The organism is Mesoflavibacter sp. SCSIO 43206, from assembly GCF_019904215.1.
In the GTDB taxonomy this organism is placed as follows: domain Bacteria; phylum Bacteroidota; class Bacteroidia; order Flavobacteriales; family Flavobacteriaceae; genus Mesoflavibacter; species Mesoflavibacter zeaxanthinifaciens.
Genome location: NZ_CP063201.1, coordinates 2,213,571 through 2,238,469, shown reverse-complemented (window position 1 = coordinate 2,238,469; position 24,899 = coordinate 2,213,571). Strand labels below are relative to the sequence as shown.

Below are 24,899 nucleotides of genomic sequence, written 5' to 3'. Positions count from 1 at the left end.
TTTTTCTATTTTGATAAGGTGATTTAATATCATAATTTTGACCCCATAAACAACACGATTAACAAAATTAAAATGGCAAGTACACAACAATTAAATGATTTAACAACACAAGTACGCAGAGATATTTTGCGTATGGTACACAAAGTTAATTCTGGTCACCCTGGAGGATCTTTAGGTTGCGCAGAATTTTTTGTAGCGCTTTATAATGAAATTATGGAGCGTAAAGAAGGCTTTGATATGGATGGTAAAAACGAAGATTTGTTTTTCTTATCTAATGGACATATCTCACCAGTTTATTACAGTGTACTAGCTAGAGCTGGATACTTTCCTGTTGATGAGCTTAACACGTTTAGGTTAATAGACTCTAGACTACAAGGTCACCCAACAACTCACGAAGGTTTACCTGGTATTAGAATTGCTTCAGGATCACTAGGTCAAGGTATGTCTGTAGCTATTGGCGCTGCAGAAGCAAAAAAATTAAATAAGGATAATCATTTAATTTATAGTCTTCATGGTGATGGCGAATTACAAGAAGGACAAAACTGGGAAGCTATTATGTATGCTGCTGCTAATAAAGTAGATAATTTAATTGCTACTGTAGACTTAAATGGTCAGCAAATAGATGGATCTACAGATCAAGTTTTAAACTTAGGTAGCGTAAGAGCAAAATTTGAAGCTTTTGGTTGGACTGTTGTAGAGATTGAAAACGGAAACAATATAGAAGCTATATTAGAAGGAATGACTAAAGCTAAAACCTTAACTGGTCAAGAAAAACCAGTTTGTGTTTTACTTAAAACCGTAATGGGTAATGGTGTAGACTTTATGATGCATACACATGCTTGGCATGGTAAAGCACCTAATGACGAACAATTAGAAATAGGATTAAACCAAAACCCAGAAACACTAGGAGACTACTAAACAGCACAAAACAATGACAAAAACATACACAAATACAGGAAGTAAAGATACACGCTCTGGTTTTGGAGCTGGATTAACAGAATTAGGAAAATCTAACGAAAATGTAGTTGCACTATGTGCAGATCTTACAGGATCATTAAAAATGGATGATTTTAAAGCAAACCATCCAGAACGTTTTTTTCAAGTAGGTATCGCAGAAGCAAATATGATTGGTATGGCTGCTGGTTTAACTATTGGCGGTAAAATACCTTTTACTGGAACATTTGCTAACTTCTCTACAGGTCGTGTTTACGATCAAATTAGACAAAGTGTTGCATACTCAGGTAAAAATGTAAAAATATGTGCATCTCACGCAGGTATAACTTTAGGTGAAGATGGCGCAACACACCAAATATTAGAAGACATAGGTTTAATGAAAATGCTACCAGGAATGGTAGTCATTAATCCATGCGATTATAATCAAACTAAAGCTGCTACAATAGCTATTGCAGAATATGAAGGTCCTGTTTATTTACGTTTTGGCAGACCAAAAGTAGCAAACTTTACTCCAGAAGACCAGAAGTTTGAAATAGGAAAAGCGCTACACTTACAATCTGGTACAGACGTAACTATTGTTGCTACAGGACACTTAGTTTGGGAAGCGTTAGAAGCTGCAAAAACTTTAAACGAAAAAGGAATTTCTGCAGAAGTTATAAATATTCACACCATTAAACCTTTAGATGATAAAGCTATTTTAGATTCTGTAACAAAAACTGGATGTATAGTAACTGCAGAAGAACATAATTATTTAGGAGGTTTAGGTGAAAGTGTTGCACGTGTTTTAGCACAACACAAACCAACTCCACAAGAGTTTATTGCTACAAATGACACTTTTGGAGAGTCTGGTACACCTGCTCAGTTAATGGACAAGTACGGATTAAATGCAGAAGCAATTGTTAAAGCTTCTGAAAAAGTAATTAAAAGAAAATAATTAGTTAATACTTTAATTAATTTAAAGGCTTAAAACATATGTTTTAAGCCTTTTTTAATTTAAGCTTAAAAATAATTTGGCACAATTTTCGTTTAAAAAAGTATTCACATCAAAAAACAACTATTATGAAAGTTTTAAACAACAAAAACAAAACAGAAAAAATAAAACTTATACTTTTTTCTTTAGTATTACTATCTTCAATATCAATTTACGCACAAACAAATAGCGGATTTGGCTTTAAAGGTGGCTTAAATTACAATGGTAACGGTGATTACTTTGAATCTGTTTCTAATAATTATCAAAACCCAGATAGAACTATTGGTTACCATGTTGGTGTTTTTGGTAAAATAGGTAAACAACTTTACTTTAGACCAGAACTTGTTTACACATCTACTAAAAGTGATTATAATGCAGGTGAATTTGATTTAAAAAAGCTAGATATGCCATTATTAGTTGGTGTAAAAGTATTAGGACCTATTCACGTTTTTGGTGGACCAAGCCTACAATATATCTTAGATTCTGATTTTGAAAATGCTACAGTTAGCAATATTGAAGATGATTTTTCTGTAGGATTAAACTTTGGCGTAGGCTTAAGCTTTAATAATATTGGTGTAGATTTAAGATACGAACGTGGTTTTAATGATAACGAAGCTACTATAATTAACAATAACATAACCATTAATAATCCTAACAGATTAGACACTAGACCAGAACAACTTATTTTAAGTTTATCTATTATGTTATAATAAAACATGTTATAAACAAAAAAAAGCCACTTTTAGTAAGTGGCTTTTTTATTTATTGTATATAGACATTACATTGATGGATCCAAGTAATCTGGTGTACCATCATTATTACTATCTGTTAATATCGTTGTGTGTAGTCTATAATTACCTGTCGCTGAAACAAACTCTATTTTAACAAAAACTTCATTTTCGGCAGCATTAGTATCATAAAAAGCTTGCGCTTCAGCTTTCGTTGTAAAAGGCGCCATACTATTATCTTCCTCGTATTGCATTGGCTCTACTTCATCTTCTGTTAAAATTTCATCTCCATCATCATCTATATCTATAAAGTTAGCTATACCATCTCCATCAGTATCATCATTGTAACCATCACCGTCTTGATCTAAATCTTCTATATAAGAAGGGATATTATCTTGATCAAAATCTGTATGATTTCTTTCAATAATATTTAATTTAAATAATATTGGAGAGTATGCATCTATTCCTGTTACAAAATTTGAAAAATATGCTAATCCAGAAGGTATAAACACAACTCCTTTACCTTGACCTGTTATATTTACAGTTCCGTCATTATTTTCTGAATAATTGGATGCTGTTTTAAATTCAATTACGCCTTCTCTAAATCCAGTTACAACACCATTTACAATTGTACCACTAGCATTATATCCTGTTGTTAAATTAAGGTTTGTAGGATTTACATTAAAATCAAAAGACTCTCCATCTAAAGTTTCTCCTCTGTAAGTAACTATTGCTCTATCCAATGGGTTTATAGTATTACCTAAACCTTCTCTTAATGACAAGATGTACAACTTGTAATCAATACCGTTTTGTTCTACGATTTTATAAGTCAACTCTGGTCTATCAATTAATGCATCTGCATCAGGATTTGAGTCATCTATAAGAGTAAACTCTACTTCAAAATCATCATTTGATGGATTATAGGGATCCGAAAAATCAAATTCTTCGTAGTTATAGGTATAGTTTGATAAAAACTCTTCTATTTCTAAAATATTTTCATTGTAAACTTCTGTTTCATCTCTCTCTTCAATTACGGTAGTATTATCATCATCATCATTACAAGCAAAATTAAATATTGCTAATAGTAAAACAGCTAAAGTGATTTTTCTTAATTTCATTATTGTTATTTTTGAGCTTGCAAGATACATTTTAATAGTATTTTGCACAATAACGTTAACGTCTATTTTAGATTTTTTGTATGAGAGTTGATAAATATTTATGGTGTGTAAGGTATTATAAAACAAGAAACCAAGCTTCTATTGCTTGTAAAAAAGGTCATGTTAGGGTAAATGGTGATATTGTTAAACCAAGTAAAGAAGTATATGCTACAGATAAAATAGAGCTAAGAAAAAATCAGGTAAATTATCAAGTTACCGTTCTTGACATCCCTAAGAATCGTGTCGGAGCTAAAATTGTTGATATTTACAGATTAGATACTACACCAAAATCTGCTTTTGAAACTCAAGAATTGCTTAAATTAGCAAAAGATTATTACAGAAAAAAAGGAAGTGGTCGTCCTACCAAAAAAGACAGGAGAGATTTGGACGATTTGGATTATAAAAACCAACAATAAATGACAACTTTAAATAATACTATATTAACAGCTTCAGAAATTGATCAAAAATTAACCCGCATTGCTTATCAAATTTATGAAGCAAATGTTGACGAAAGCGAAATAATCTTAGCTGGAATAGAGGCTAATGGCTATATTCTTGCTAAAAAACTAAAAACAAAACTTACTAAAATATCTCCTATTAATCCTGTTTTATGTAAGGTTGTTATTGATAAGAAAAAACCATTGAATCCAATTAAGACTTCTATCAAAGCAGAAGATTACACTAATAAATCTATCGTATTAATAGATGATGTTTTAAATTCTGGATCTACATTAATCTATGGTGTTAAACATTTTCTAGATGTACCTTTAAAACAATTTAAAACTGCTGTTTTAGTTAACAGAAATCATAAAAAATTTCCTGTAAAAGCAGATTTTAAAGGTATTTCTCTCTCTACTTCTTTAAATGAGCATGTACAAGTAGACCTAAAAGATAACGATTGGAAAGCTTACTTAGAATAGTTTAAGAATTATTTTTTCTGCTATATCTTCTATTCTTTCTGAAGCATTAATCTTAACATCGGCCATATTATAAAAATAAGAGCGCTCAAAAAGATGTTTAGCTATAAACTCTTTTATATCTTCTTCATTATTAAGATGACTAATTAAAGGGCGTGTATTATCTTTTAATAATCGCTGCGTTAAAACATCTAAATTTACGTTTAAATATATAGTTTTAGTATTAGTTTTACTTTTTAACCATTCCATAGTATCATAAAAACATGGTGTTCCTCCTCCTAAAGAAAGCACATAATTTTCTTTATTATTAACTATTTCTTTTAAAGCTGTGTTTTCTAATTTTCTAAAATAAATCTCTCCTTTTTGACTAAATATTTCTTTTACAGATAAGTTTTCTTTTTTTTCAATGTAATTATCCAAGTCAATAAAGCTATAATTCAACACTTTAGCTAAATAATTACCTATTGTAGACTTCCCTGAAGCCATATATCCTATTAAAATCAAATTCATTTTAAGTCTTATTTGCTGATTATAAACATCTTATCATAAAGTGTAGCAAAAAAACAAAAAAAAATGCAATTTAGGGTTGGAATATTAATAAAAGCTCTTATATTTGCACCCGCAAACAACAAACAATGACCGGGTAGCTCAGTTGGTAGAGCATCTCCCTTTTAAGGAGAGGGTCCTGGGTTCGAGCCCCAGCCCGGTCACAAAAAAAAGTTAAGCTTAATGCTTAACTTTTTTTTTATCTTTATTTTAAAATTTAGCGCACGTGGCGGAATTGGTAGACGCGCTAGCTTGAGGGGCTAGTGATTGTTATTAATCGTGGAAGTTCGAGTCTTCTCGTGCGCACTTCTACTTCTTCAAATCTTTTATTTTGTCTTCATTAGTTTTTAATTGTTAATTATTTCAAAAAAATAAAATGTTTTTTATCAGTTTTACGTTTTGTTTAATTATTTTTACAAAACAATGAACAGTATTAAAACAAACTTTAGTATTAAGGATCTCGAAAATCTTTCGGGAATAAAAGCGCATACCATAAGAATTTGGGAAAAACGCTACAACCTTTTTAAACCTAACAGAACTGATACCAATATTAGATATTACAGTACCGCTAGTCTTCAAAAAATATTAAATATTAGTTTTTTAAATAAAAACGGATATAAAATATCTAAAATAGCAAGTCTTGATGAAAACGAAATTTCTTCACTTGTAAAAGAAATAGCAGAAAGTAAAGATCCTAACAATCATTCTATAAATTTATTAAAATTGGCAATGATTAACTTTGATCAAAGTCTTTTTAATAAAACCTTCTACAAACTGGAGGAAGAAATGTCTTTTAAAACCATTTTTTTCGATGTTTTTATTCCTCTTTTAGATCACATAGGGTTATTATGGCAAACAGATACAATAACACCTGCTCACGAACATTTTATTGTTGAAATTATTAAAAAGAAGATTTTAGTCGAAACAGAAAAAGCTTATAAGACTAATACACCTGACTTAAGTCAAAAACCATATGCTTTATTCTTACCAGATAATGAAATGCACGAGCTTGGTTTATTATTTACAAATCTAGAGCTAACTTTAAAAGGTAAGCATGTTATTTATTTAGGTCAATCTGTACCTATTAAAAGTTTAGAGTTTTTACTAACAAAACATAAAGACATAACTTTTATTTCAAATTTTACAGTAAGCCCAGAAAATGAAAACGTAGAAGATTACTTAAATAGCTTTTCTAGCACTTTATTAAAAAACAATAAATGCAAACTTTTAGTATCAGGAAGACTATTAGTTACAAAGCCTAACATTTCTAACTCAAACATTAAAACTTTTGAGTCTACAAAAGACTTAATTGATCATATTAATAATGAAAAATAAAATAGCAATAATAGGTTCTGGGTTTTCTGCTTTATCTGCTGCATGTTATCTTGCTAAGGATGGATTTAATGTTTCAGTTTTTGAAAAAAATGATACTGTAGGAGGACGTTGTAGACAGTTTAAAAAAGATGGATTTACTTTTGATATGGGACCAAGCTGGTATTGGATGCCTGATATATTTGATAAGTTTTTTAATGATTTTGATAAAAAAGCCTCAGATTTTTATCAATTAGATAAACTAGCTCCTGCATATAAAATTTTCTTTAATGATGAAGTTATCACCATAGGAGATACAATGGAAAAAATTTGCGAAGAATTTGAACGCATAGAAAAAGGAAGTTCAATTCCTCTTAAAAAATTTATAAATAAAGCTTCAGATAATTATAACATTGCCATAAACAAAATTGTATTAAAACCAGGTGTTTCACCCTTAGAATTGGTTACTAAAGATACTGTTACTAGACTAGATCAATTTTTTAAAACAATAAGCAGTGATGTTAGACGCCAGTTTAAAAACCCTAAACTAATATCTACTTTAGAGTTTCCTGTTCTGTTTTTAGGTGCAAAACCAAGCAATACACCTTCTTTTTATAGTTTTATGAATTACGCCGATTTTGGCTTAGGTACGTGGCATCCTAAAGGCGGAATGTATCAAATAATTCTTGCAATGAGGCAACTTGCAGAAGAATTAGGTGTTACAATAAATGTAAACTCTAATGTTACTAATATTAATGTTGAAAATAATACATCAACATCAATTACAGTTAATGGTAAAACTTTAAAGTTTGATGTTGTTTTAAGCGGTGCCGATTACCATCACTCAGAAACGTTGTTAGATAAAAAATATAGACAGTACTCAGAAAAATATTGGAACAATAAAACCTTTGCTCCTTCTTCTCTCCTATTTTACGTAGGTTTTGATAAGAAATTGAAAAATGTAAACCATCATAACTTATTTTTTGATACCAACTTTGAAACGCACGCAGAAGATATTTACGATAATCCAAAATGGCCTAAAGAACCTCTATTTTATGCCAACTTCCCATCTGTAACAGATAATAGTATGGCGCCTAATGGTAAAGAAAATGGTTTTTTCTTAATACCAATTGCTCCTAACTTAGAAGATACACCTCAATTAAGAGAACAATATTTTGATATAATCATGTCTCGTTTTGAAAAATTAACTCAACAAGATGTTAAAAATAGTATTATCTTTAAAGAAAGCTTTTGTGTTAAAGATTTTATTGAAGCATATAATTCTTACAAAGGAAACGCATACGGAATGGCTAATACGCTAACGCAGACTGCCTTTCTAAGACCAAATTTAAAGAGTAAAAAAGTTAACAACCTCTACTTTACAGGACAATTAACTGTTCCTGGTCCAGGTGTGCCTCCAGCACTTATTTCTGGAAAACTAGTAGCAGAATTAATCCAAAAACACCACCAAAAACTATGAAAGCAATATTTGATTCTGTGTCATACAACTGTAGTAAAATTGTTACCACATCTTACAGTACCTCTTTCTCTTTAGCTACAAAAATGCTTGCAAAGTCTATCAGACAGGATATTTATAATATTTATGGTTTTGTGAGGTTTGCAGATGAGATTGTAGACACTTTTCATGATTATGATAAAGAAACTTTATTTAACAATTTTGAAAATGATTTAGAATTAGCTCTAAAAAACAAAATTAGCCTAAATCCAATATTAAATGCGTTTCAACATACATATCACAAGTATAACATCGAAAAACATATGGTTGATGCATTTATGAAAAGTATGCGACTAGATTTATCTAAAACTAAATACACTACAGACCAAGAGTATAAAGATTATATTTATGGTTCTGCAGACGTAGTTGGACTAATGTGTTTAAAAGTCTTTGTTAAAGGAGATAATGATCAATACGAAAAACTTAAAGACACAGCTATGTCATTAGGTTCTGCTTTTCAAAAGGTGAATTTTTTACGAGACTTAAAAGCTGATCACGAATTACTTGATAGAACTTATTTCCCAAATACAGATTTAAATAACCTAACCGAAGAAGATAAACTATTCATCATTAATGATATTGAAAACGATTTTAAAAAAGGCTTAGAAGGTATAAAACAACTACCTATGGAGGCTAAATTTGGAGTATTTATGGCTTATAGATACTATCACCAGTTACTAGCAAAGCTTAAAAAAACACCAGCATTAGAAATTAAAAATACAAGAATAAGAGTACCAAACTACAAAAAGGCAGAACTTTTAACTAGAAGCTACGTAAAGTATCAGTTAAATTTATTATAATTAGACATGAAAACATTGTATTGGATATTAATATTTTTAGGCACATTTTCTATCATGGAATTTATGGCATGGTTTACACATAAATACATTATGCACGGATTTTTATGGTCACTACATAAAGACCATCATCTAAAAGATCACGATAGCTGGTTTGAGCGTAATGATGCCTTTTTTATCTTTTACGCAATAGTAAGTATGACTTGCTTTTACTTATGGAGTTACGAAGATATCTGGTATACATTACCAATAGGTTTAGGCATTATGGCTTATGGTGCAGCTTACTTCTTAGTACACGATATATTTATCCATCAACGCTTTAAAATGTTTAGAAATGCTAATAATTGGTACGCACGTGGTGTTAGACGTGCACACAAAATACACCACAAGCATATTGGCAAAGAAGATGGAGAAAACTTTGGCATGTTAGTCGTACCATTTAAGTACTTCAAAAAATAGACTAAATGTCTCAAAAACATTATGATTATATCATAGTTGGCAATGGTTTAGCTGGACTTCAATTAGCCTTAGCTTTTGCCAAGGATTCATATTTTAATCATAAATCCATTGCTTTAATAGACGCTTCTACTAAAACTGAAAATGATAAAACTTGGAGTTTTTGGGAACAAAACAATAGCACTTTTAGTCATTTAACTTACCGATCTTGGAAACATGCAACTATCTATGCAGAAAACCAAAAAATAAGCTTAAATCTAAAACCTTATACTTATAAATCGATACGTGCAATAGATTTTTATGCGGAAGCTAAAGCACAACTCAATCAGCAAGACAATATTACATTTTTGGTAGAAACCGTGACTTCGGTTAAAGAAAAAGAAATAGTTGAAGTCACAACCAAAACAAACAACTATACGACAAATCATGTTTTTGATAGTCGAATTCCAGATGCGTTTTTTAAAGATGAAAAAGCCACAACTTTAATACAACATTTTAAAGGGTGGATTATAGAAGCTGAAAGCGATGTTTTTAATGAAAACTGTTTAACAATGATGGATTATCGATTAAAAGATAATAATCAAACAACCTTTATGTATGTGTTACCGCATACAAAAAATAAAGCGTTAGTCGAATTCACATATTTTACAGAAAACACTGTCAAAAGTGACCATTACGACAACTATTTAAAGCAATATATTTCAGAATATTTAAACATTAAAAACTATAATATTGTCGAAACTGAAGTTGGTCAAATACCAATGACAACTTTTAATTTTCAATCGTTTAACACATCAAAAATCACTAAAATTGGTACAGCTGGCGGTTGGGTAAAACCTTCCACGGGATATTCTTTTAAACTCACAGAAAAAAGAGTTGCAAAAATTATTGAGAATATAAAATCCAATCAACCAACTACAAACGGACTTTTTAAAAACAAGTATAAATTTTACGACAAAGTATTTTTACAAGTTTTAAAAGATAATAACGAAAAAGGCGAATGGATTTTTAAACAATTTTACAGTAAAAATAGCACACCAACTATGTTTAAATTTTTAGATGAAGAGTCTTCACTTTTTGAAGACATTAAAATTATGTGGTCACTATTTAGTTTTAGTTTTATTAAAGCTTTTTTTAAAACGCTTTAATCGTTTAAAAGCTCATCTAAAATTGCTCTAACTTTATCTCCGTTCCAATTAGCAACTCCTGTTTTATCAATAACAATCTTACCGTTTTTATCAATTAAAAAAGTACGTGGAATACTTGACACTTCAAAATCTGGATGATTTGACATTGGATAATACACCTCTAAACTATAACCATTTTTGGTCAAAAATGCTTTCACTTTTTCGCTATCATCATTGGTTACAAATAAGAATTCAACTTTATCATTATAATCGCTATAAAGTTGATCTAAGTCAGGCATTTCTGCAATACATGGTGGACACCAAGTTGCCCAAAAATTAATAAATATTACTTTATTTTTAGCTGAAGAAAAGTCGTAAATATTACCGTTAATATCTTGTAAAGTCCATTGGTAAGTTTGCAGCTGGATTCGTTCATCTTCATCTTCTATACTAGGAGAAAATACAGACAAGCCTTTTTGTAATTGGATTTGTATAAACTGTCTTGATTGCGGAATTATCATTAACACAATAAATAACCCAAACAGAATATTACTTAAAGATAATTTTGGTTTAACAGATTTCATTATAAAATAGATGAAACAAAAAACTCCTGAATATTCAGGAGTTTTTTATTATTTAACTCAATAAACTATGCGTTTTGAGCTGCAATTAAATTTAAAGCAGAACCTGCTTTATACCATTCTATTTGAGCTTCGTTATACGTATGATTTACTTTAATAGTGTCTTTACTTCCGTCTGAATGTACGACTTCAATATGAAGTGGTTTATTAGGTGCAAATTCATTTAAATCTAAGAAGTTAAATGTATCATCTTCTTGTATTAAATCGTAATCTGCTTCATTATCAAACGTTAAACCTAACATACCTTGCTTTTTAAGGTTTGTTTCGTGTATACGTGCAAAAGATTTTACAATTACAGCAGCTACACCTAAGTGTCTTGGCTCCATCGCAGCATGCTCTCGTGAAGAACCTTCACCGTAATTATGATCTCCAACTACAACCGTCCAAATACCTTCTTTTTTGTATTCGCGTTGTGTATCTGGTACGCCGCCATATTCACCAGTTAATTGGTTTTTAACAAAGTTAGTTTTCTTATTATAAGCATTTACTGCTCCTATTAAACAGTTGTTAGAAATATTATCTAAGTGACCTCTAAAACGTAACCAAGGTCCAGCCATACTAATATGGTCTGTGGTACATTTTCCAAAAGCTTTAATTAATAATTTAGCACCTGTTATTGAATCACCTATTGGTGTAAATGGTGTTAATAATTGTAATCTTTCAGAATCTTCTGCAACTTTAACAACAACGCTACTACCATCTTCTCTTGGTTCTAAATAACCGTTTTCTTTAACTTCAAAACCTTTTGGTGGTAATTCCCATCCAGTTGGTTCGTCTAACATCACTTCTTCTCCATCTTCATTAATTAATTTATCTGTCATTGGATTAAAGTCCAAACGACCAGCAATTGCAATAGCTGCTGTTAATTCTGGAGATGCCACAAAAGCATGTGTATTTGGGTTACCATCTGCACGCTTAGCAAAGTTTCTATTAAACGAGTGAACTATACTATTTTTTGGTGCATTTTTAGGATCGCTATATCTAGCCCATTGACCAATACATGGTCCACAAGCATTAGTAAATATTGTAGCATCCAATTTTTCAAAGATTTCTAAAATACCATCTCGTTCTGTAGTATATCTTACTTGCTCAGAACCAGGATTGATACCAAATTCTGCTTTAGTTTTTAGCTTTTTATCTAATGCTTGCTGCGCAATAGATGACGCTCTTGATAAATCTTCGTAAGACGAATTTGTACAAGAACCAATTAATCCCCATTCTACTTGTAAAGGCCAATCGTTATCTGTTGCTTTTTTAGTCATTTCTTTACCAGCTGGAGTTGATAAATCTGGTGTAAATGGTCCGTTTAATAATGGATTTAATTCAGATAAATTAATTTCAATCACTTGATCAAAATATTGTTCTGGATTAGCATATACTTCAGGATCTGCTGTTAAGTATTCACGCACTTTATTTGCTGCATCTGCTACATCAGATCTATCTGTTGCACGTAAATAACGCTCCATAGAATCGTCATATCCAAAAGTAGAAGTTGTAGCTCCTATTTCTGCTCCCATATTACAAATGGTTCCTTTTCCTGTACAAGACATAGATGTTGCTCCAGGACCAAAATACTCTACAATTGCACCAGTACCACCTTTTACAGTTAATATTTCGGCAACTTTTAAAATAACGTCTTTTGGCGCTGTCCAACCTGACAATTTACCTGTTAACTTTACACCTATTAACTTAGGAAATTTAAGTTCCCAAGCCATTCCTGCCATTACATCTACTGCATCTGCGCCACCAACACCAATAGCTACCATACCTAATCCACCAGCGTTAACGGTATGAGAATCTGTACCAATCATCATTCCTCCAGGAAACGCATAATTCTCTAATACCACTTGGTGAATAATACCTGCTCCTGGTTTCCAGAAGCCAATACCATATTTATTAGAAACTGATTCTAAAAATTCAAAAACCTCTTTACTTACATCGTTTGCATGCTTTAAATCTTTTTCTGCACCATCTTTAGCCTGAATTAAGTGATCACAATGCACCGTAGTTGGTACAGCTACTTTATCTTTACCGGCTTGCATAAATTGCAATAATGCCATTTGTGCTGTTGCGTCTTGACAAGCAATTCTATCTGGTGCAAAATCTACATAATCTTTACCTCTTGTGAAAGCTGTTTTTGGTGTTCCGTCCCAAAGGTGATTGTATAAAATCTTTTCAGAAAGTGTTAAAGGTTTACCTACAACGTCACGAGCAGCATCTACTCGTTCTGCCATTTGGCTATATACCTTTTTAATCATGTCAATATCAAATGCCATAAGTTTTGTTTTTTTTGTTTGTCTTAAATTTATTAAAAAAAATGATATGATTTGAGTCCAAATACTATCATTTTTATAGATTTTTAATTTAATAAAATTCTTTCATTTTTATCATAAGAAAAGGTTAATAATACCAATTACCATTTAATTTCACTATTAAATTGAAAAGCAAAAAAAAGCTCGAATTGAAAATTCGAGCTTTTGAATATAAGTTATTATGACTATTACGCCATTACTAATTGCTTTTGAGATGGTTTGAATTTAGTTAATACAATACCATCTACTGCAGCTTCGTATTCTTCCATAGTTGGTGTACGACCAAGAATAGTTGATAATACTACAACTGGTGTTGATGATAATAATGATTCCCCTTTTTTACCATCGGCATCTTTTACTACACGACCTTGGAATAAACGTGTAGATGTTGCCATTACTGTATCTCCAGGTTCAGCTTTTTCTTGGTTACCCATACAAAGGTTACAACCAGGACGTTCTAAATACAACATGTTTTCGTATTTAGTACGTGCAGCTGCTTTTGGTGCATCATCGTTAAACTCGAATCCTGAGTACTTTTGTAATACTTCCCAATCTCCTTCAGCTTTTAATTCATCAACAATATTGTATGTTGGTGGCGCTACAACTAATGGCGCTTTAAATTCTACTTTACCATGTTGAGCTTCGATATTTTTTAGCATTTGCGCTAAAATTTTCATATCACCTTTATGTACCATACAAGATCCAACGAAACCTAAATCTACTTTTTTAGTTCCGCCATAGTAAGATAATGGACGAATAGTATCGTGAGTATAACGTCTTGAAGGATCTTCGTTGTTTACATCTGGATCTGCGATCATTGGTTCTGCGATTTCATCTAAATCGATAACCACTTCTGCATAATATTTAGCATCTGCATCTGGCTTTAATGCTGGTTTAGAACCAGATTTAAGCTCTTCTATTCTGTTGTTTGCTTTATCTACTAAACCTTGTAACATTTGCTTTTCGTTATCCATACCTTTTTTAATCATGATTTGGATACGATCTCTAGCAATTTCTAAAGATTCGATTAACGTTTCTTCTTCCGAAATACAGATAGACGCTTTAGCTTTCATCTCTGCAGTCCAATCTGTAAATGTAAAAGCTTGATCTGATGTTAATGTACCAATGTGTACTTCGATAACACGACCTTGGAATACGTTTTCGCCATCAAATTGCTTTAACATTTGTTGTTGTGTTGCATGTACCACATCACGGAAATCCATGAAGCTTCTCATGTTACCTTTAAACGTCACTTTTACAGACTCTGGAATTGGCATTGTTGCTTCACCAGTTGCTAAAGCTAATGCTACCGTACCTGAATCGGCACCAAAAGCAACACCTTTAGACATACGTGTGTGCGAATCTCCACCTATAATGATATCCCAATCGTCTACCGTAATATCATTTAATACTTTATGAATTACGTCTGTCATTGCGTGATAATGACCTTTTGGATCACGACCAGTAATTAAACCGAAATCGTTCATAAACTTCATTAAACGCGGAATGTTAGCTTTTGATTTGTCATCCCAAACAGAAGCTGTATGACAACCAGATTGGTAACCAGCATCTACAATTGGTGAAATTACCGTTGCTGCCATCATTTCTAATTCTTGAGACGTCATTAAACCTGTAGTATCTTGAGAACCTACAATGTTTACTTCTACACGAACGTTAGATCCAGCGTGTAATGTTTTTCCTGGTGTTGTACCAACAGCGTTTTTATTAAAGATTTTTTCTACTGCTGTTAACCCTTGGTTTTCTACAGTAATTTCTTTAGAAGCTGCGTACACTTGAGGAATTTCAATACCTAAAGCTTTACAAGCAAAGGTTTGCAATTTTTTACCAAAAACCACAGCGTAAGATCCACCAGCTTTGATAAACTCCATTTTTTGTGGTGTTAATGCTGTTGAAATATCTTTAAGCTCTTGGTCTCCGTTATATAATTTTTTCTCTTTTGTATTAATTGTTAAAACCGTACCTGTTTTTACAGAATAAACCTCTTTTAAAATTGGCTCGCCATCTGCATCTACAACTGTATTACCGTTTTCGTCTTTTTGTTTTACCCAGTTTTTAAGATCAATTCCAATTCCTCCTGTTACACCAACTGTTGTTAAGAAAATTGGTGCAATACCATTTGTTCCAGCGATTACAGGTGCAATATTGATAAATGGCACATAAGGTGACGATGGAATTCCTGTCCATAATGCCACGTTATTTACACCAGACATACGAGATGATCCTACACCCATTGTTCCTTTTTCTGCAATAAGCATAATACGTTTATCTGGATGTTGCTCTTTTAAAGCTAACACTTCTTGTTGCATATCTTTGTTATGCTCAAAAATAGATTGACCATGTAACTCACGATCTGATCTTGAGTGTGCATCTGCACCTGGTGATAATAAATCTGTTGAAATATCACCAACACCAGCAACATAAGTTACTACTTGAATTTCTTCTTGAACTTCTGGAAGTTTTGTGAAAAATTCTGCTTGCGCATAGCTCTCGATTATCTCTTTTGCAATAGCACTACCAGCATTCATCGCTTGTTCTAAACGCTCTGTATCTGCTTCGTATAAAAATACTTGAGTTTTTAATACTTTAGCTGCAGCTTCAGCAATTGCTTTATCTTCACCTAAAGCTAAATCTAAAAGCACTTCGATAGATGGTCCACCTTTCATGTGAGATAATTGCTCGAAAGCAAATTCTGAAGTAATTTCTTCAACAGTAGTGTCTCCTAAAATAATTTCTTTTAAAAAGTCTGCTTTTACACGTGCAGCACTTGTAGTACCTGGTAAAACGTTATATATAAAAAAGTTTAAAGAATCTTTTCTATGCTCGTTATTTTCATCTTTTATTTGCGCTATAATTTCGCTTAATAATTCTGCGCCATCAATAGGCTTTGGATGTAATCCTTGAAGTTTACGAGCTTCAATTTCTTTAAGGTAGTCGTTGTAAGTATTCATATAAATATATTCAGTGTTAGTTATACTGAAAATTGCAATTATAGAATAGGCAATTTAAAGTTTTGCAAAAGTAAGAAATCTTAAAGAAGATAGAAAATGTATAACAAAAAGAGAGAAATACTAAATTATTTTCAATATATAATCAAAATTTAATGTAATTTTTATAATAACAATAATTTGAACAGCTTTAAAATAATAAATTAACAATATTATGCTTAATAAGGAAGTCGTTATTTATTTAGATTGTCTCTAAATTCTATGATAGGACGCTCAAAATAAGTATATAAAATATAAGATAATACAAAAGAAGCAATCCAAAAAATTATTAGCATAATTAATTTGAAAAGGATTGAACTATGCTCTAGACTTACAAAATGTTTTAGAGTTAATAACACTATAGAATAATTAACTAAATACAATGAATATGACCATAAACTTATTTTGGTCACAAAATTTACTTGTTTGGTTTTCCAGGTTGAAAACACAGGAAAAAACAATAAAATACTTATTGAAACTAATGGTAAATACCAAACATTGAAAAAGAAAGAAAACTGATTAGGTTGCAACTGATTTTTATAAATTAAATAATGTAGTCCTAAAAATAATACACTACCAAATACAAAACTAAACCACTTGGTTTTGGACCAAAACTGAGCATAGTAACAACTAATAAATGCACCTAAGAATCCAAAGTAAATACTATCTATTCTGGTAAAAACTACTTTACGTAGCGAATGACTCCAATTAAAATCATGAGGAATATTTGTATAACTATAGTGAAATATTAGCTTATTTACAATAAAGTATACTATCACCAAAGTTGTCATTAATAAAAACATCCATTTATTAAGCTTTTTAAAAATTAAAGCAAAAAGCATTAATAATATTGGTCCTAATAGATAAGCAAATTCCTCAATAGTTAAACTCCAAGATTCTGTGAAAAAATCAGGCATTTCTTCAAAGACATTTTGAAGAAAAAAGAAATATTTATACAATTGGTTTGGGATTTCATTTTTATAAAAAAAAGCTAACCCAATATTTATTAGTAAAATTAGGTAGTAATTAGGTAATGTACGCAACCAACGTCTTATCCAAAACTGTAAGAAATGTTTAGGTTTAGTTCGATTACTTTCTATGTGCTTTATAAGAATTGTGCCTATTAAAAACCCGCTTAAGACAAAGAATATGTCTACTCCAATTGTACCAAAAAACTGGATAAATCTTAGTCCTGTAGCTGCAGAATTTGGAAACAATAAAATTGTAGAGTGTGAACAAAGTATAAGTAAAATAGCGACTGCTCTTACAACATCTAAACCAAAAACACGGTTTTTATATGTTGTAATCGCTTTCAAAATATAGTAAAGAGTTTTTAGTACTTATTGCGGTAAATCTTAATTAGTACAATAATAGCATAAAAAAGTGCAGCAAACTCTACAAAAGTCCCGATGGTTAAAATTACATTTCCGTATGGCCAATGTTGTATTTTAAATAAAGCACCAACAATTGTTAATCCAAAACCAAGGAGTAATAAAATTAAAGGGATTAAAAACTTTTTCAAACTCATGGTTAAAATAAATCTTTAATTATTTCTTCTATAGTAACACCTTCTGCTTCTGCTTTGTAATTTTTAATCATTCTATGACGTAAAATACTAGTTGCAACAGCTTGTACATTTTCTATATCTGGTGAAAACTTACCATTTACAGCAGCGTGTGTTTTTGCTGCTAAAATTAAATTTTGTGATGCTCTTGGTCCTGCGCCCCAATCTACGTATTGCTTTACTAAGTCTGAAGCTGCATTGCTATTTGGTCTTGTTTTACCAACAATTTTTACAGCATATTCTATAACATTATCTGCAACAGGTATACGTCTAATTAATTGCTGAAAATCTGTAATTTCTTGTGCTGTAAATAGTGCATTGACTGTTGGTTTGGCATCTGTTGTTGTTGCTTTTACCACTTGCACTTCTTCTTCAAAAGTTGGATATTCTAAATTAATAGCAAACATAAAACGGTCTAATTGTGCTTCTGGTAATGGATAGGTTCCTTCTTGCTCAATTGGGTTTTGTGTTGCTAATACAAAGTATGGTAAGTTTAATTTGTAATGATGTCCAGAAACAGTTACTGCTCTTTCTTGCATCGCTTCTAAAAGTGCTGCTTGTGTTTTTGGTGGCGTACGGTTAATCTCGTCTGCTAAAATAATATTAGAAAATATTGGTCCTTTAATAAATTTAAACTGTCTATTTTCATCTAAAATTTCGCTACCTAAAATATCACTTGGCATCAAATCTGGCGTAAACTGAATGCGTTTAAAATCTAATCCTAATGCTTGAGAAATAGTATTAACCATTAATGTTTTTGCTAATCCTGGTACACCTATTAATAAGGCATGACCACCAGAAAATATAGAAATTAATATTTGGTTAACTACATCGTCTTGACCAACGATTACTTTGGCTACTTCTTGTTTTAAGCTATTATATTTTGAGACTAGATTTTTTACTGCAGTTACGTCTGACATGTATGTTTTATTTTTTTAACCAATTGCTTTTAAAATCGCAGTTTCTGTTAGAACCACTAATTTTAATGTATGTTTCGTTTATTTTTTCTTCTAGCCAATCTTCGATTGCTTTAATACGCTTTTCATCTAAGGCTAGTTCTTTAATTTTTAAATAATCACGTGCATAATCTGCTACATGCTCATCTATTCTATCTGTTACCGTAACTAATTTAAACTTAATAGCTCCTGTACGATCTTGGTCTGTAATAACAGGACTAATTTCGTTATTTTCTAATTCTTGGATTTGACCATATAATTCTGGGTCCATTTTTGTTAGCTCAAAATTGTAATCCTGTGTTTGTGGATTTATTAATTGCCCTCCTTGAAATTTAGTTTCTTTTTCGTCACTAAATTCTTTTGCTGCTTCTGCAAAAGTCATATCTCCGCTAACAATAAGCTCTCTTACTTTTTCTAACTCTTTCTTAGCTTCTTCTATTTCTTTTTCAGACACTTTAGGCATTAATAAAATATGACGTACATCGTATTCTTGACCTCTAATTTTTTCTAGATAAATAATATGGTAACCATAGTCTGTTTTAAATGGCTCTGAAATTTGTCCTTCTTGTAATGAAAAAGCAACTTCTCTAAACTCTTTTACCATACGTGGTTTACTTCTGTCTAAAGTATATAATCCACCTGTTTTTTTAGATCCACCGTCTTCTGTGTATAATACCGCTCTACTAGTAAAACTTTTTCCTTCTTCTTCTACTTGTTGTTTAAATTCGTTTAATCGATCTATAACACGTTGTACTTCTTCATCAGACACTTTAGGTTCTATAACTATTTGTGCTACTTTAAGTTCTGTTCCAAAAGTTGGACGTTCTTCTTTTGGAATTTTATTAAAAAACTGACGCACTTCTTCTGGTGTTACTTCAACTTCATCAATAATTTTCTTTTTCATTTCAGTAGCTAGCATGTTGCTTTTATTAATTTCGAACATTTCTTCTCTAAAGCTAACTTCGTCATCTTTTCTGTAAAACTCTAAAAGCTCTTCCATGCTTCCGTTAGTTTGTTGTAAAAACTGATTGATTTGTTGGTCTACTCTAGATCTAATTTCGGCATCATTAACCTCAATACTATCTTGTATAGCATGATGTGCATACAATTTATCTTCTAAAAGTTTACCAAATAATTGACAACGATCAAAATTTGCCATAGATGCACCTTGATCTTTTAATTGTAACATGGTTTTATCAATATCGCTATCTAAAACTATGTAATCTCCTACTACTGCAGCTACACCATCGATTTTTGTTGCACCAGAATCTGTAACAGTATCTTTGCTTACTTCTGGTTTTGTTTCGTCTATAATTTCTTGTGCTAAACTGGTACTAGCTACTGCAAATAAAAACGTTAATACATATAACGCTTTAGGTTTAATTGTAAATTTCAAATTGTTTGTTGTTAATGGCATCTTTCTTAATATCCTTTTCTAATTGCTTTATTAATTCCAGTTTACGTTTATTGATAACAATCTGGTTAATAGTTGGCTTTACGTATTCTAACGGTGCTGTACTGTTGCGCAACAACACGTCATTTATTTGCATCAAATATAGTCCTAATGAATCTTTGAGTTGTATAAAATTAGATTTTTTTAACAATTCGTCTTTATTTTCAATAGTTACTACAGGAATTTTATTGATGGCTTGATCTAATCTAATCCAAACAGAGTCGTTTAAAGTGAAAGACTTAAACTGAATTGCTATCGAGTCTAACTCTTTCTTATCCTTAGTATTAAATCGTTTAAACTTTTTCTTTATGTCTTCTAAATCTAAACGATTTGGTTCTACGTTTATGTATCTAAATTTGATTAAATTTTCGTTTAATTTAAAGGCTTCTTTATTGCTTTCGTAATACGTAGATGCAGCTTCTAATGACACTACGGTATCTAAGTTTTTAGCAACCAAAGCTTCTAAATATGCTTTACTATATAAATCGTTTTTGTATTGTTGAACTAAACGATCAAACTTTTCTAATTTTTTATCACTTAAATTAACTTCTGCTCCTTGTACCAACAGTTGTTGGGTTGCCCATTGATTAATAAAATTATTTGCAAAAATTGTACTGTCTTCTACCGAAAGATTTTCGGGTAATGCTTTTTTTAAATCTTCATTAAAAAGATAAACATCATTAACTCTAGCTATAGCTTCTTCTTCCTCTGTAGACCTAAAATAGTCGCAAGATTGAAAGAGGCATATAATTATTGCTATGTATATATATTGCTTCAAATATGTATTAATTTAAATCCTGTTTTACTTGTTTTAAAACGTCTTTATTAAGCTTGACTTTGTATTTATTAGAAAGCTCTTCTAACCATTTTTTTTCTTTATACTCTTGAAAATCGCTAATCACATTTCCTTTTGCTTCTTCAAAAGTTTTTTCTGTTTTGGGTAATACCGTATTGACTTTAACAACACTGTAAGCGTCGTTGTGCTTAAAGACTTTAGATGTGCCTTTTTGCATATTAAAGTCTTTTGGCAATGCTTGATGAGAAGTTGTAACTGTATCTTTTATAAAGCTTACACTAATATTTTTTTCTGAATTTATTTTTTGTTTTATAACATCAATGCTAGTATTATTTTCTAACATTTTTGCTACTTTTTTTATGTCTTTTTTGTTAACGGAAGATGCTATTATAACATCGGCTCTAGTATCAAAAAAGTATTTATCTTGATATTGTTTGTAATAATTTGCTAACCCAATACTATCTTCTCTAGCAGCATTCCAAACTTTAGACTCCATTAAATCAAATAATAAAAGTCCGTCACGATATTCGTTTAAAATATGTGCGTATTCTTCGTTTTCAAACTCTAAATTATCTTCTTGATACTGTATTAGTTTAGACTCTAAAAACATTTTATAATTACTTGCTACTAATTTATCAAATGGTTGTCTAGCTTGTCTACGACGTTGTGTATTATATAAAAAATCTGCAAATTCTTTATAGGTAACTTCTTTATCTTTTATAGTAAACAACACCTTTTTGCCCTCAAAATTTCCTGGTGTGTTCCAAGATCTTTGGTAGTAATTTTCATTTAAAATTGAAGTAAAGTAACGCAAAGCTTCTGGATTATCATTTACATTATACTTTTCTTTTAAATTGTTTATTCTGGAGTTGTTTATAACAACAGATCTAGAATCCTTTTTTACTTTAGCTTTTAGCTCGTTTTCCATCTCCTTAAAAGTAGCTAACCCTTTTTTGTCTATTAACTTAACAATATGGTAGCCAAATTCTGTTTTAAAAGGTTCTGTAATTTCTCCTTTTCTTTCTAAACCAAAAGCTTTTTCTTCAAAAATCTCTGAGCTTAATTGTCCTGCAGAAAAAGTATTTAATCTACCTCCTTTTTTGCTAGAGCTTTTATCTTCTGAAAACTGTTTTGCTAACGCCTCAAAGTCTTCTCCTTGCTTAATTCGTTTATAAATATCATTAATACGCTCTTCTTGAGACTCAGAATTTTGACCATTCTTATTTGTAAGCATGATATGAGCAACTGTTACTTCTCCTCTATTTTCTCTTTTATCGTTAACATAGACAATATGATAACCAAATTGAGTTTGAAAAGGTTGTGACCATTCGCCTATATTGGTATTATAAGCTGCTGTTTCAAATTCATATACCATTCTAAACGCAGTAAAATAACCTAACTCTTCTGCAAAAAGTGTACGACCGTTATGTATGTCTTTTTTAACAGCTTCAAAACCTTCTTCTAACACTCTATTTCTTAGCTTAATAATTTCATCTTTAGCTTGTTTAAGCTGTTCTTCTGGAGCGTTTTTGTCTATTTTAACTAATATATGACGCGCATCAATCTCTTGGGTTAATCTATCGTAAGCTTCTTTTATAAGCTTTTCTGTAACCTCGTTATTACTTAAAAAATTAGATGAAAGCTGTCTTTTATAACTTTCAAATTCTCTTAAATAAGCTTGTTTTTTATCTAAACCTAAAGCTTTAGCCTCAGTTACTTTTAATTTATATTTTATGAAAAGATCAAGGTAATTATCTATGTCTTTTTGAGACTCATCTTTAACCAATTCTAAATTCTTTTTATAAACTCTTACAAATTCTGATGCATAAACAGGTGTTTCGTTTACTGTAAATAGAACTTGTTTTTCTTGCGCATTGACTTTACAAAATGCTAAAAAAACTATGACTGTTAAAGCAATTAAATGTCTTGATTTCATATGAATTGAGACTTGTTTTTTGAAGTACATGCAAAAATAGCAATATTACCTAATTACACAAGTTTAAAAAGGTAACGCTAGTAGCTAGTTTTTTAGTATTAATTAATAGTGAATAAACTATTTAAATTAACTATTTATCAACACGAAAACGTTTGAGTTAAAGGTATTCTTATTTTTTAACCATTATAATAATATATTTATAAAAATTTAACATTTATAACATGAAACATATTTACTTTTTTTCTCTTTTGTTTTCTATTAGTTGTATAACTAAAGCACAAGAAACTCTGACGTTTTCTAGTTACAACGGAAACACCACTACACTAACTGCAACAACAGCAACAGTTAATGATGAAATAACTATTGTTTTTGAAGATCAAAATATCATCAATAACTTTTATTCTGATGGACAAGCTTTCATCCACATGTATGGAGGTTTAGATACCGATAGTGGAAGTTTTCAAGGTGCTCCAGGATTTAGTGATCTTGCATCACAACCGCAATTAACATTAGTTCCTACAGATACAGATGTTAATGCAGGACCTAATACCTACAGCATTACTATTAATCTCGCTCAGCTATATACTGTTGTCCCTAACGAAACTATGGTTTATGGATTTAACTTACTTTTTCAAAACCAATTTGGTGGCGGTGGCAATAACCAAACAGTAGATTTTTATATAAATCTAGTTGATGCAGAAAAAGACAGCACACTAAGCACAGCAGACAACAATATTAAAAACGCCAACGTAAAAGTTATTTCTAACGAGTTATTGATTAATAATTACAATGGAGATTTAAACATCAAAGTTTACGACATTTTAGGGAAAATTGTTGACAATAACGCAAACATACAGGTTAAAAATTCATACAAACACACATTAGATCTACCAAAAAACAACATCTATATAGTGGTTTTAGAAACAAAAGATATGACCAAAACCATTAAAGTATTATTGTAGTTAATCCTACAATACTGGTATTTTATATAATAAAAGCGATTGAAATTTTTTCAATCGCTTTTTTTTTATACTTTAATTTATAAATTGAAATTTGATGCTAAGTTATACTTCTGAAATACTAATTAATAAACCTGTTACCACTTGCTTTGCTGAAATTGTTAACCTTGATAGTATGAAGCATTGGCAAGAAGGTTTAATTAGTTTTGCGCATATCTCTGGTACACCAAGAAAAATAGGTTCAACCATTCAACTTAATTATCAATTTGGTAAACGAAAAATGGAACTTACCGAAAGTGTTACCCATAGAAAAGATAATCATTCTATTCATTTTAATTTTGATACTAAAATGATGCATAACGTGCAGCAAAATTTCTTTGAAATTATAGATGATGATACTACAAAGTGGATTAGTCATAATCAATTTTTACCAAGAAATTTCACTTCAAGAATAATGCTTGTTTTAATGCCCAAAGCATTTAAAAAACAAAGTAAAAAGTACTTAATTAACTTTAAAAACTACGTAGAAAACGGCACCTCAATAATTAAAAATAATGAGACAATTAAAACTAATTTGGGATTTTAGAGGTCCTGATGCTTTAAAAATTGCAGAACACCATGTAATACATCTTAAAGAATATATAACTCTTCAAAACACCAATCTAAACATTACTGGTTATCAAGAATTATCACCCATGCACAGTATTGCTTTTATGGTTGTTGATGAAATTGAAATGAAACCAATACGTGATGCTTTAAAACCACATCGTGGACAAATTTATAATCCGTAATACCTCT

Annotated in this window: 24 protein-coding genes and 2 tRNA genes; 15 read left to right on the top strand and 11 right to left on the bottom strand. The window is 30.8% G+C overall.

The features are described 5' to 3' along the window. Positions 1 to 66: 66 nt before the first annotated feature. From INR78_RS10270 to INR78_RS10260, 3 genes are all read left to right on the top strand, one after another. Positions 67 to 918, top strand: a complete 852-nt coding sequence (locus INR78_RS10270; protein ID WP_255593147.1) for a transketolase — start codon at positions 67 to 69, stop codon at positions 916 to 918. Positions 919 to 931: 13 nt separating this feature from the next. Beyond that, positions 932 to 1,888, top strand: coding sequence for a transketolase family protein (locus INR78_RS10265; RefSeq protein ID WP_106679630.1), 957 nt, complete (start codon positions 932 to 934; stop codon positions 1,886 to 1,888). A gap of 125 nt (positions 1,889 to 2,013) precedes the next feature. Beyond that, a complete protein-coding gene (locus tag INR78_RS10260) occupies positions 2,014 to 2,634 on the top strand; it encodes a porin family protein (RefSeq protein ID WP_223076446.1) in 621 nt (206 codons plus the stop codon). A 68-nt stretch (positions 2,635 to 2,702) separates the two neighbouring features. Here INR78_RS10260 and INR78_RS10255 read toward each other — a convergent pair whose 3' ends face one another. Then, entirely contained in the window at positions 2,703 to 3,770 is a 1,068-nt protein-coding gene (locus tag INR78_RS10255) for an FKBP-type peptidyl-prolyl cis-trans isomerase (RefSeq protein WP_223076445.1), read from the bottom strand. 80 nt (positions 3,771 to 3,850) lie between these two features. On the opposite strand from INR78_RS10255, the gene INR78_RS10250 reads away from it, so the two are divergent. Next, entirely contained in the window at positions 3,851 to 4,225 is a 375-nt protein-coding gene (locus tag INR78_RS10250) for an RNA-binding S4 domain-containing protein (RefSeq protein ID WP_027879988.1), read from the top strand. Further along, positions 4,226 to 4,729, top strand: coding sequence for a phosphoribosyltransferase family protein (locus INR78_RS10245; protein WP_223076444.1), 504 nt, complete (start codon positions 4,226 to 4,228; stop codon positions 4,727 to 4,729). On the opposite strand, the gene INR78_RS10240 is transcribed toward INR78_RS10245, so the two are convergent. Next, complete coding sequence (locus INR78_RS10240; RefSeq protein ID WP_223076443.1) at positions 4,721 to 5,236, bottom strand: shikimate kinase; 516 nt, start codon at positions 5,234 to 5,236, stop codon at positions 4,721 to 4,723. The two genes, INR78_RS10245 and INR78_RS10240, sit on opposite strands and share 9 nt — an antisense overlap. Before the next feature lie 127 nt (positions 5,237 to 5,363). Here INR78_RS10240 and INR78_RS10235 point away from each other — a divergent pair. The 7 genes from INR78_RS10235 to INR78_RS10205 all read left to right on the top strand — a co-directional run bounded on the left by INR78_RS10235 (position 5,364) and on the right by INR78_RS10205 (position 10,500). Continuing rightward, a tRNA-Lys gene (locus tag INR78_RS10235) sits at positions 5,364 to 5,436 on the top strand. A 56-nt stretch (positions 5,437 to 5,492) separates the two neighbouring features. Next, a tRNA-Leu gene (locus INR78_RS10230) sits at positions 5,493 to 5,578 on the top strand. 117 nt (positions 5,579 to 5,695) lie between these two features. Continuing rightward, complete coding sequence (locus INR78_RS10225) at positions 5,696 to 6,607, top strand: MerR family transcriptional regulator (protein WP_223076442.1); 912 nt, start codon at positions 5,696 to 5,698, stop codon at positions 6,605 to 6,607. After that, on the top strand, positions 6,597 to 8,063 hold the full coding sequence (locus INR78_RS10220) for an NAD(P)/FAD-dependent oxidoreductase (RefSeq protein WP_223076441.1): 1,467 nt from the start codon (positions 6,597 to 6,599) through the stop codon (positions 8,061 to 8,063). Before INR78_RS10225 ends, INR78_RS10220 begins: the two co-directional genes overlap by 11 nt. Continuing rightward, positions 8,060 to 8,899 carry a phytoene/squalene synthase family protein gene (locus tag INR78_RS10215; RefSeq protein ID WP_223076440.1) on the top strand — a complete coding sequence of 280 codons (840 nt, stop codon included), beginning with the start codon at positions 8,060 to 8,062 and terminating at the stop codon, positions 8,897 to 8,899. Before INR78_RS10220 ends, INR78_RS10215 begins: the two co-directional genes overlap by 4 nt. Before the next feature lie 6 nt (positions 8,900 to 8,905). Then, the gene (locus INR78_RS10210; protein ID WP_027879994.1) at positions 8,906 to 9,355 is read left to right on the top strand and encodes a sterol desaturase family protein; all 450 of its coding nucleotides are present in this window, start codon (positions 8,906 to 8,908) and stop codon (positions 9,353 to 9,355) included. A 5-nt stretch (positions 9,356 to 9,360) separates the two neighbouring features. After that, positions 9,361 to 10,500: a lycopene cyclase family protein gene (locus INR78_RS10205; protein WP_223076439.1), complete on the top strand. Its 1,140-nt coding sequence runs from the start codon at positions 9,361 to 9,363 to the stop codon at positions 10,498 to 10,500. Here the strand turns inward: INR78_RS10205 and INR78_RS10200 are convergent. From INR78_RS10200 to INR78_RS10160, 9 genes are all read right to left on the bottom strand, one after another. Beyond that, on the bottom strand, positions 10,497 to 11,063 hold the full coding sequence (locus tag INR78_RS10200; protein WP_223076438.1) for a TlpA disulfide reductase family protein: 567 nt from the start codon (positions 11,061 to 11,063) through the stop codon (positions 10,497 to 10,499). The genes INR78_RS10205 and INR78_RS10200 overlap by 4 nt on opposite strands. Before the next feature lie 65 nt (positions 11,064 to 11,128). After that, a complete protein-coding gene (locus INR78_RS10195) occupies positions 11,129 to 13,396 on the bottom strand; it encodes an aconitate hydratase (protein WP_223076437.1) in 2,268 nt (755 codons plus the stop codon). Positions 13,397 to 13,620: 224 nt separating this feature from the next. Continuing rightward, positions 13,621 to 16,401 carry a bifunctional aconitate hydratase 2/2-methylisocitrate dehydratase gene (locus INR78_RS10190; protein ID WP_223076436.1) on the bottom strand — a complete coding sequence of 927 codons (2,781 nt, stop codon included), beginning with the start codon at positions 16,399 to 16,401 and terminating at the stop codon, positions 13,621 to 13,623. A gap of 230 nt (positions 16,402 to 16,631) precedes the next feature. Then, entirely contained in the window at positions 16,632 to 17,753 is a 1,122-nt protein-coding gene (locus INR78_RS10185; protein WP_223076435.1) for an acyltransferase, read from the bottom strand. A gap of 17 nt (positions 17,754 to 17,770) precedes the next feature. Next, positions 17,771 to 17,965 (bottom strand): hypothetical protein, encoded by a 195-nt coding sequence (locus tag INR78_RS10180; RefSeq protein WP_106679600.1) that lies wholly within the window; start codon positions 17,963 to 17,965, stop codon positions 17,771 to 17,773. A 2-nt stretch (positions 17,966 to 17,967) separates the two neighbouring features. Then, positions 17,968 to 18,921: a MoxR family ATPase gene (locus tag INR78_RS10175; RefSeq protein WP_223076434.1), complete on the bottom strand. Its 954-nt coding sequence runs from the start codon at positions 18,919 to 18,921 to the stop codon at positions 17,968 to 17,970. Between the two features lie 7 nt (positions 18,922 to 18,928). Next, positions 18,929 to 20,374, bottom strand: a complete 1,446-nt coding sequence (locus tag INR78_RS10170; RefSeq protein WP_223076433.1) for a peptidylprolyl isomerase — start codon at positions 20,372 to 20,374, stop codon at positions 18,929 to 18,931. Beyond that, a complete protein-coding gene (locus tag INR78_RS10165) occupies positions 20,337 to 21,188 on the bottom strand; it encodes a peptidyl-prolyl cis-trans isomerase (RefSeq protein WP_255593060.1) in 852 nt (283 codons plus the stop codon). Before INR78_RS10165 ends, INR78_RS10170 begins: the two co-directional genes overlap by 38 nt. Positions 21,189 to 21,195: 7 nt before the next feature. Continuing rightward, positions 21,196 to 23,142 (bottom strand): peptidylprolyl isomerase, encoded by a 1,947-nt coding sequence (locus INR78_RS10160; protein ID WP_223076432.1) that lies wholly within the window; start codon positions 23,140 to 23,142, stop codon positions 21,196 to 21,198. A 221-nt stretch (positions 23,143 to 23,363) separates the two neighbouring features. Between INR78_RS10160 and INR78_RS10155 the strand changes: the two genes are divergently transcribed. The 3 genes from INR78_RS10155 to INR78_RS10145 all read left to right on the top strand — a co-directional run bounded on the left by INR78_RS10155 (position 23,364) and on the right by INR78_RS10145 (position 24,892). After that, the gene (locus INR78_RS10155; RefSeq protein ID WP_223076431.1) at positions 23,364 to 24,104 is read left to right on the top strand and encodes a T9SS type A sorting domain-containing protein; all 741 of its coding nucleotides are present in this window, start codon (positions 23,364 to 23,366) and stop codon (positions 24,102 to 24,104) included. A gap of 94 nt (positions 24,105 to 24,198) precedes the next feature. Beyond that, complete coding sequence (locus INR78_RS10150) at positions 24,199 to 24,687, top strand: SRPBCC family protein (protein ID WP_223076430.1); 489 nt, start codon at positions 24,199 to 24,201, stop codon at positions 24,685 to 24,687. Next, the gene (locus INR78_RS10145) at positions 24,656 to 24,892 is read left to right on the top strand and encodes a hypothetical protein (protein WP_036227340.1); all 237 of its coding nucleotides are present in this window, start codon (positions 24,656 to 24,658) and stop codon (positions 24,890 to 24,892) included. The genes INR78_RS10150 and INR78_RS10145 overlap by 32 nt, the downstream gene beginning before the upstream one ends. Positions 24,893 to 24,899: the final 7 nt, after the last annotated feature.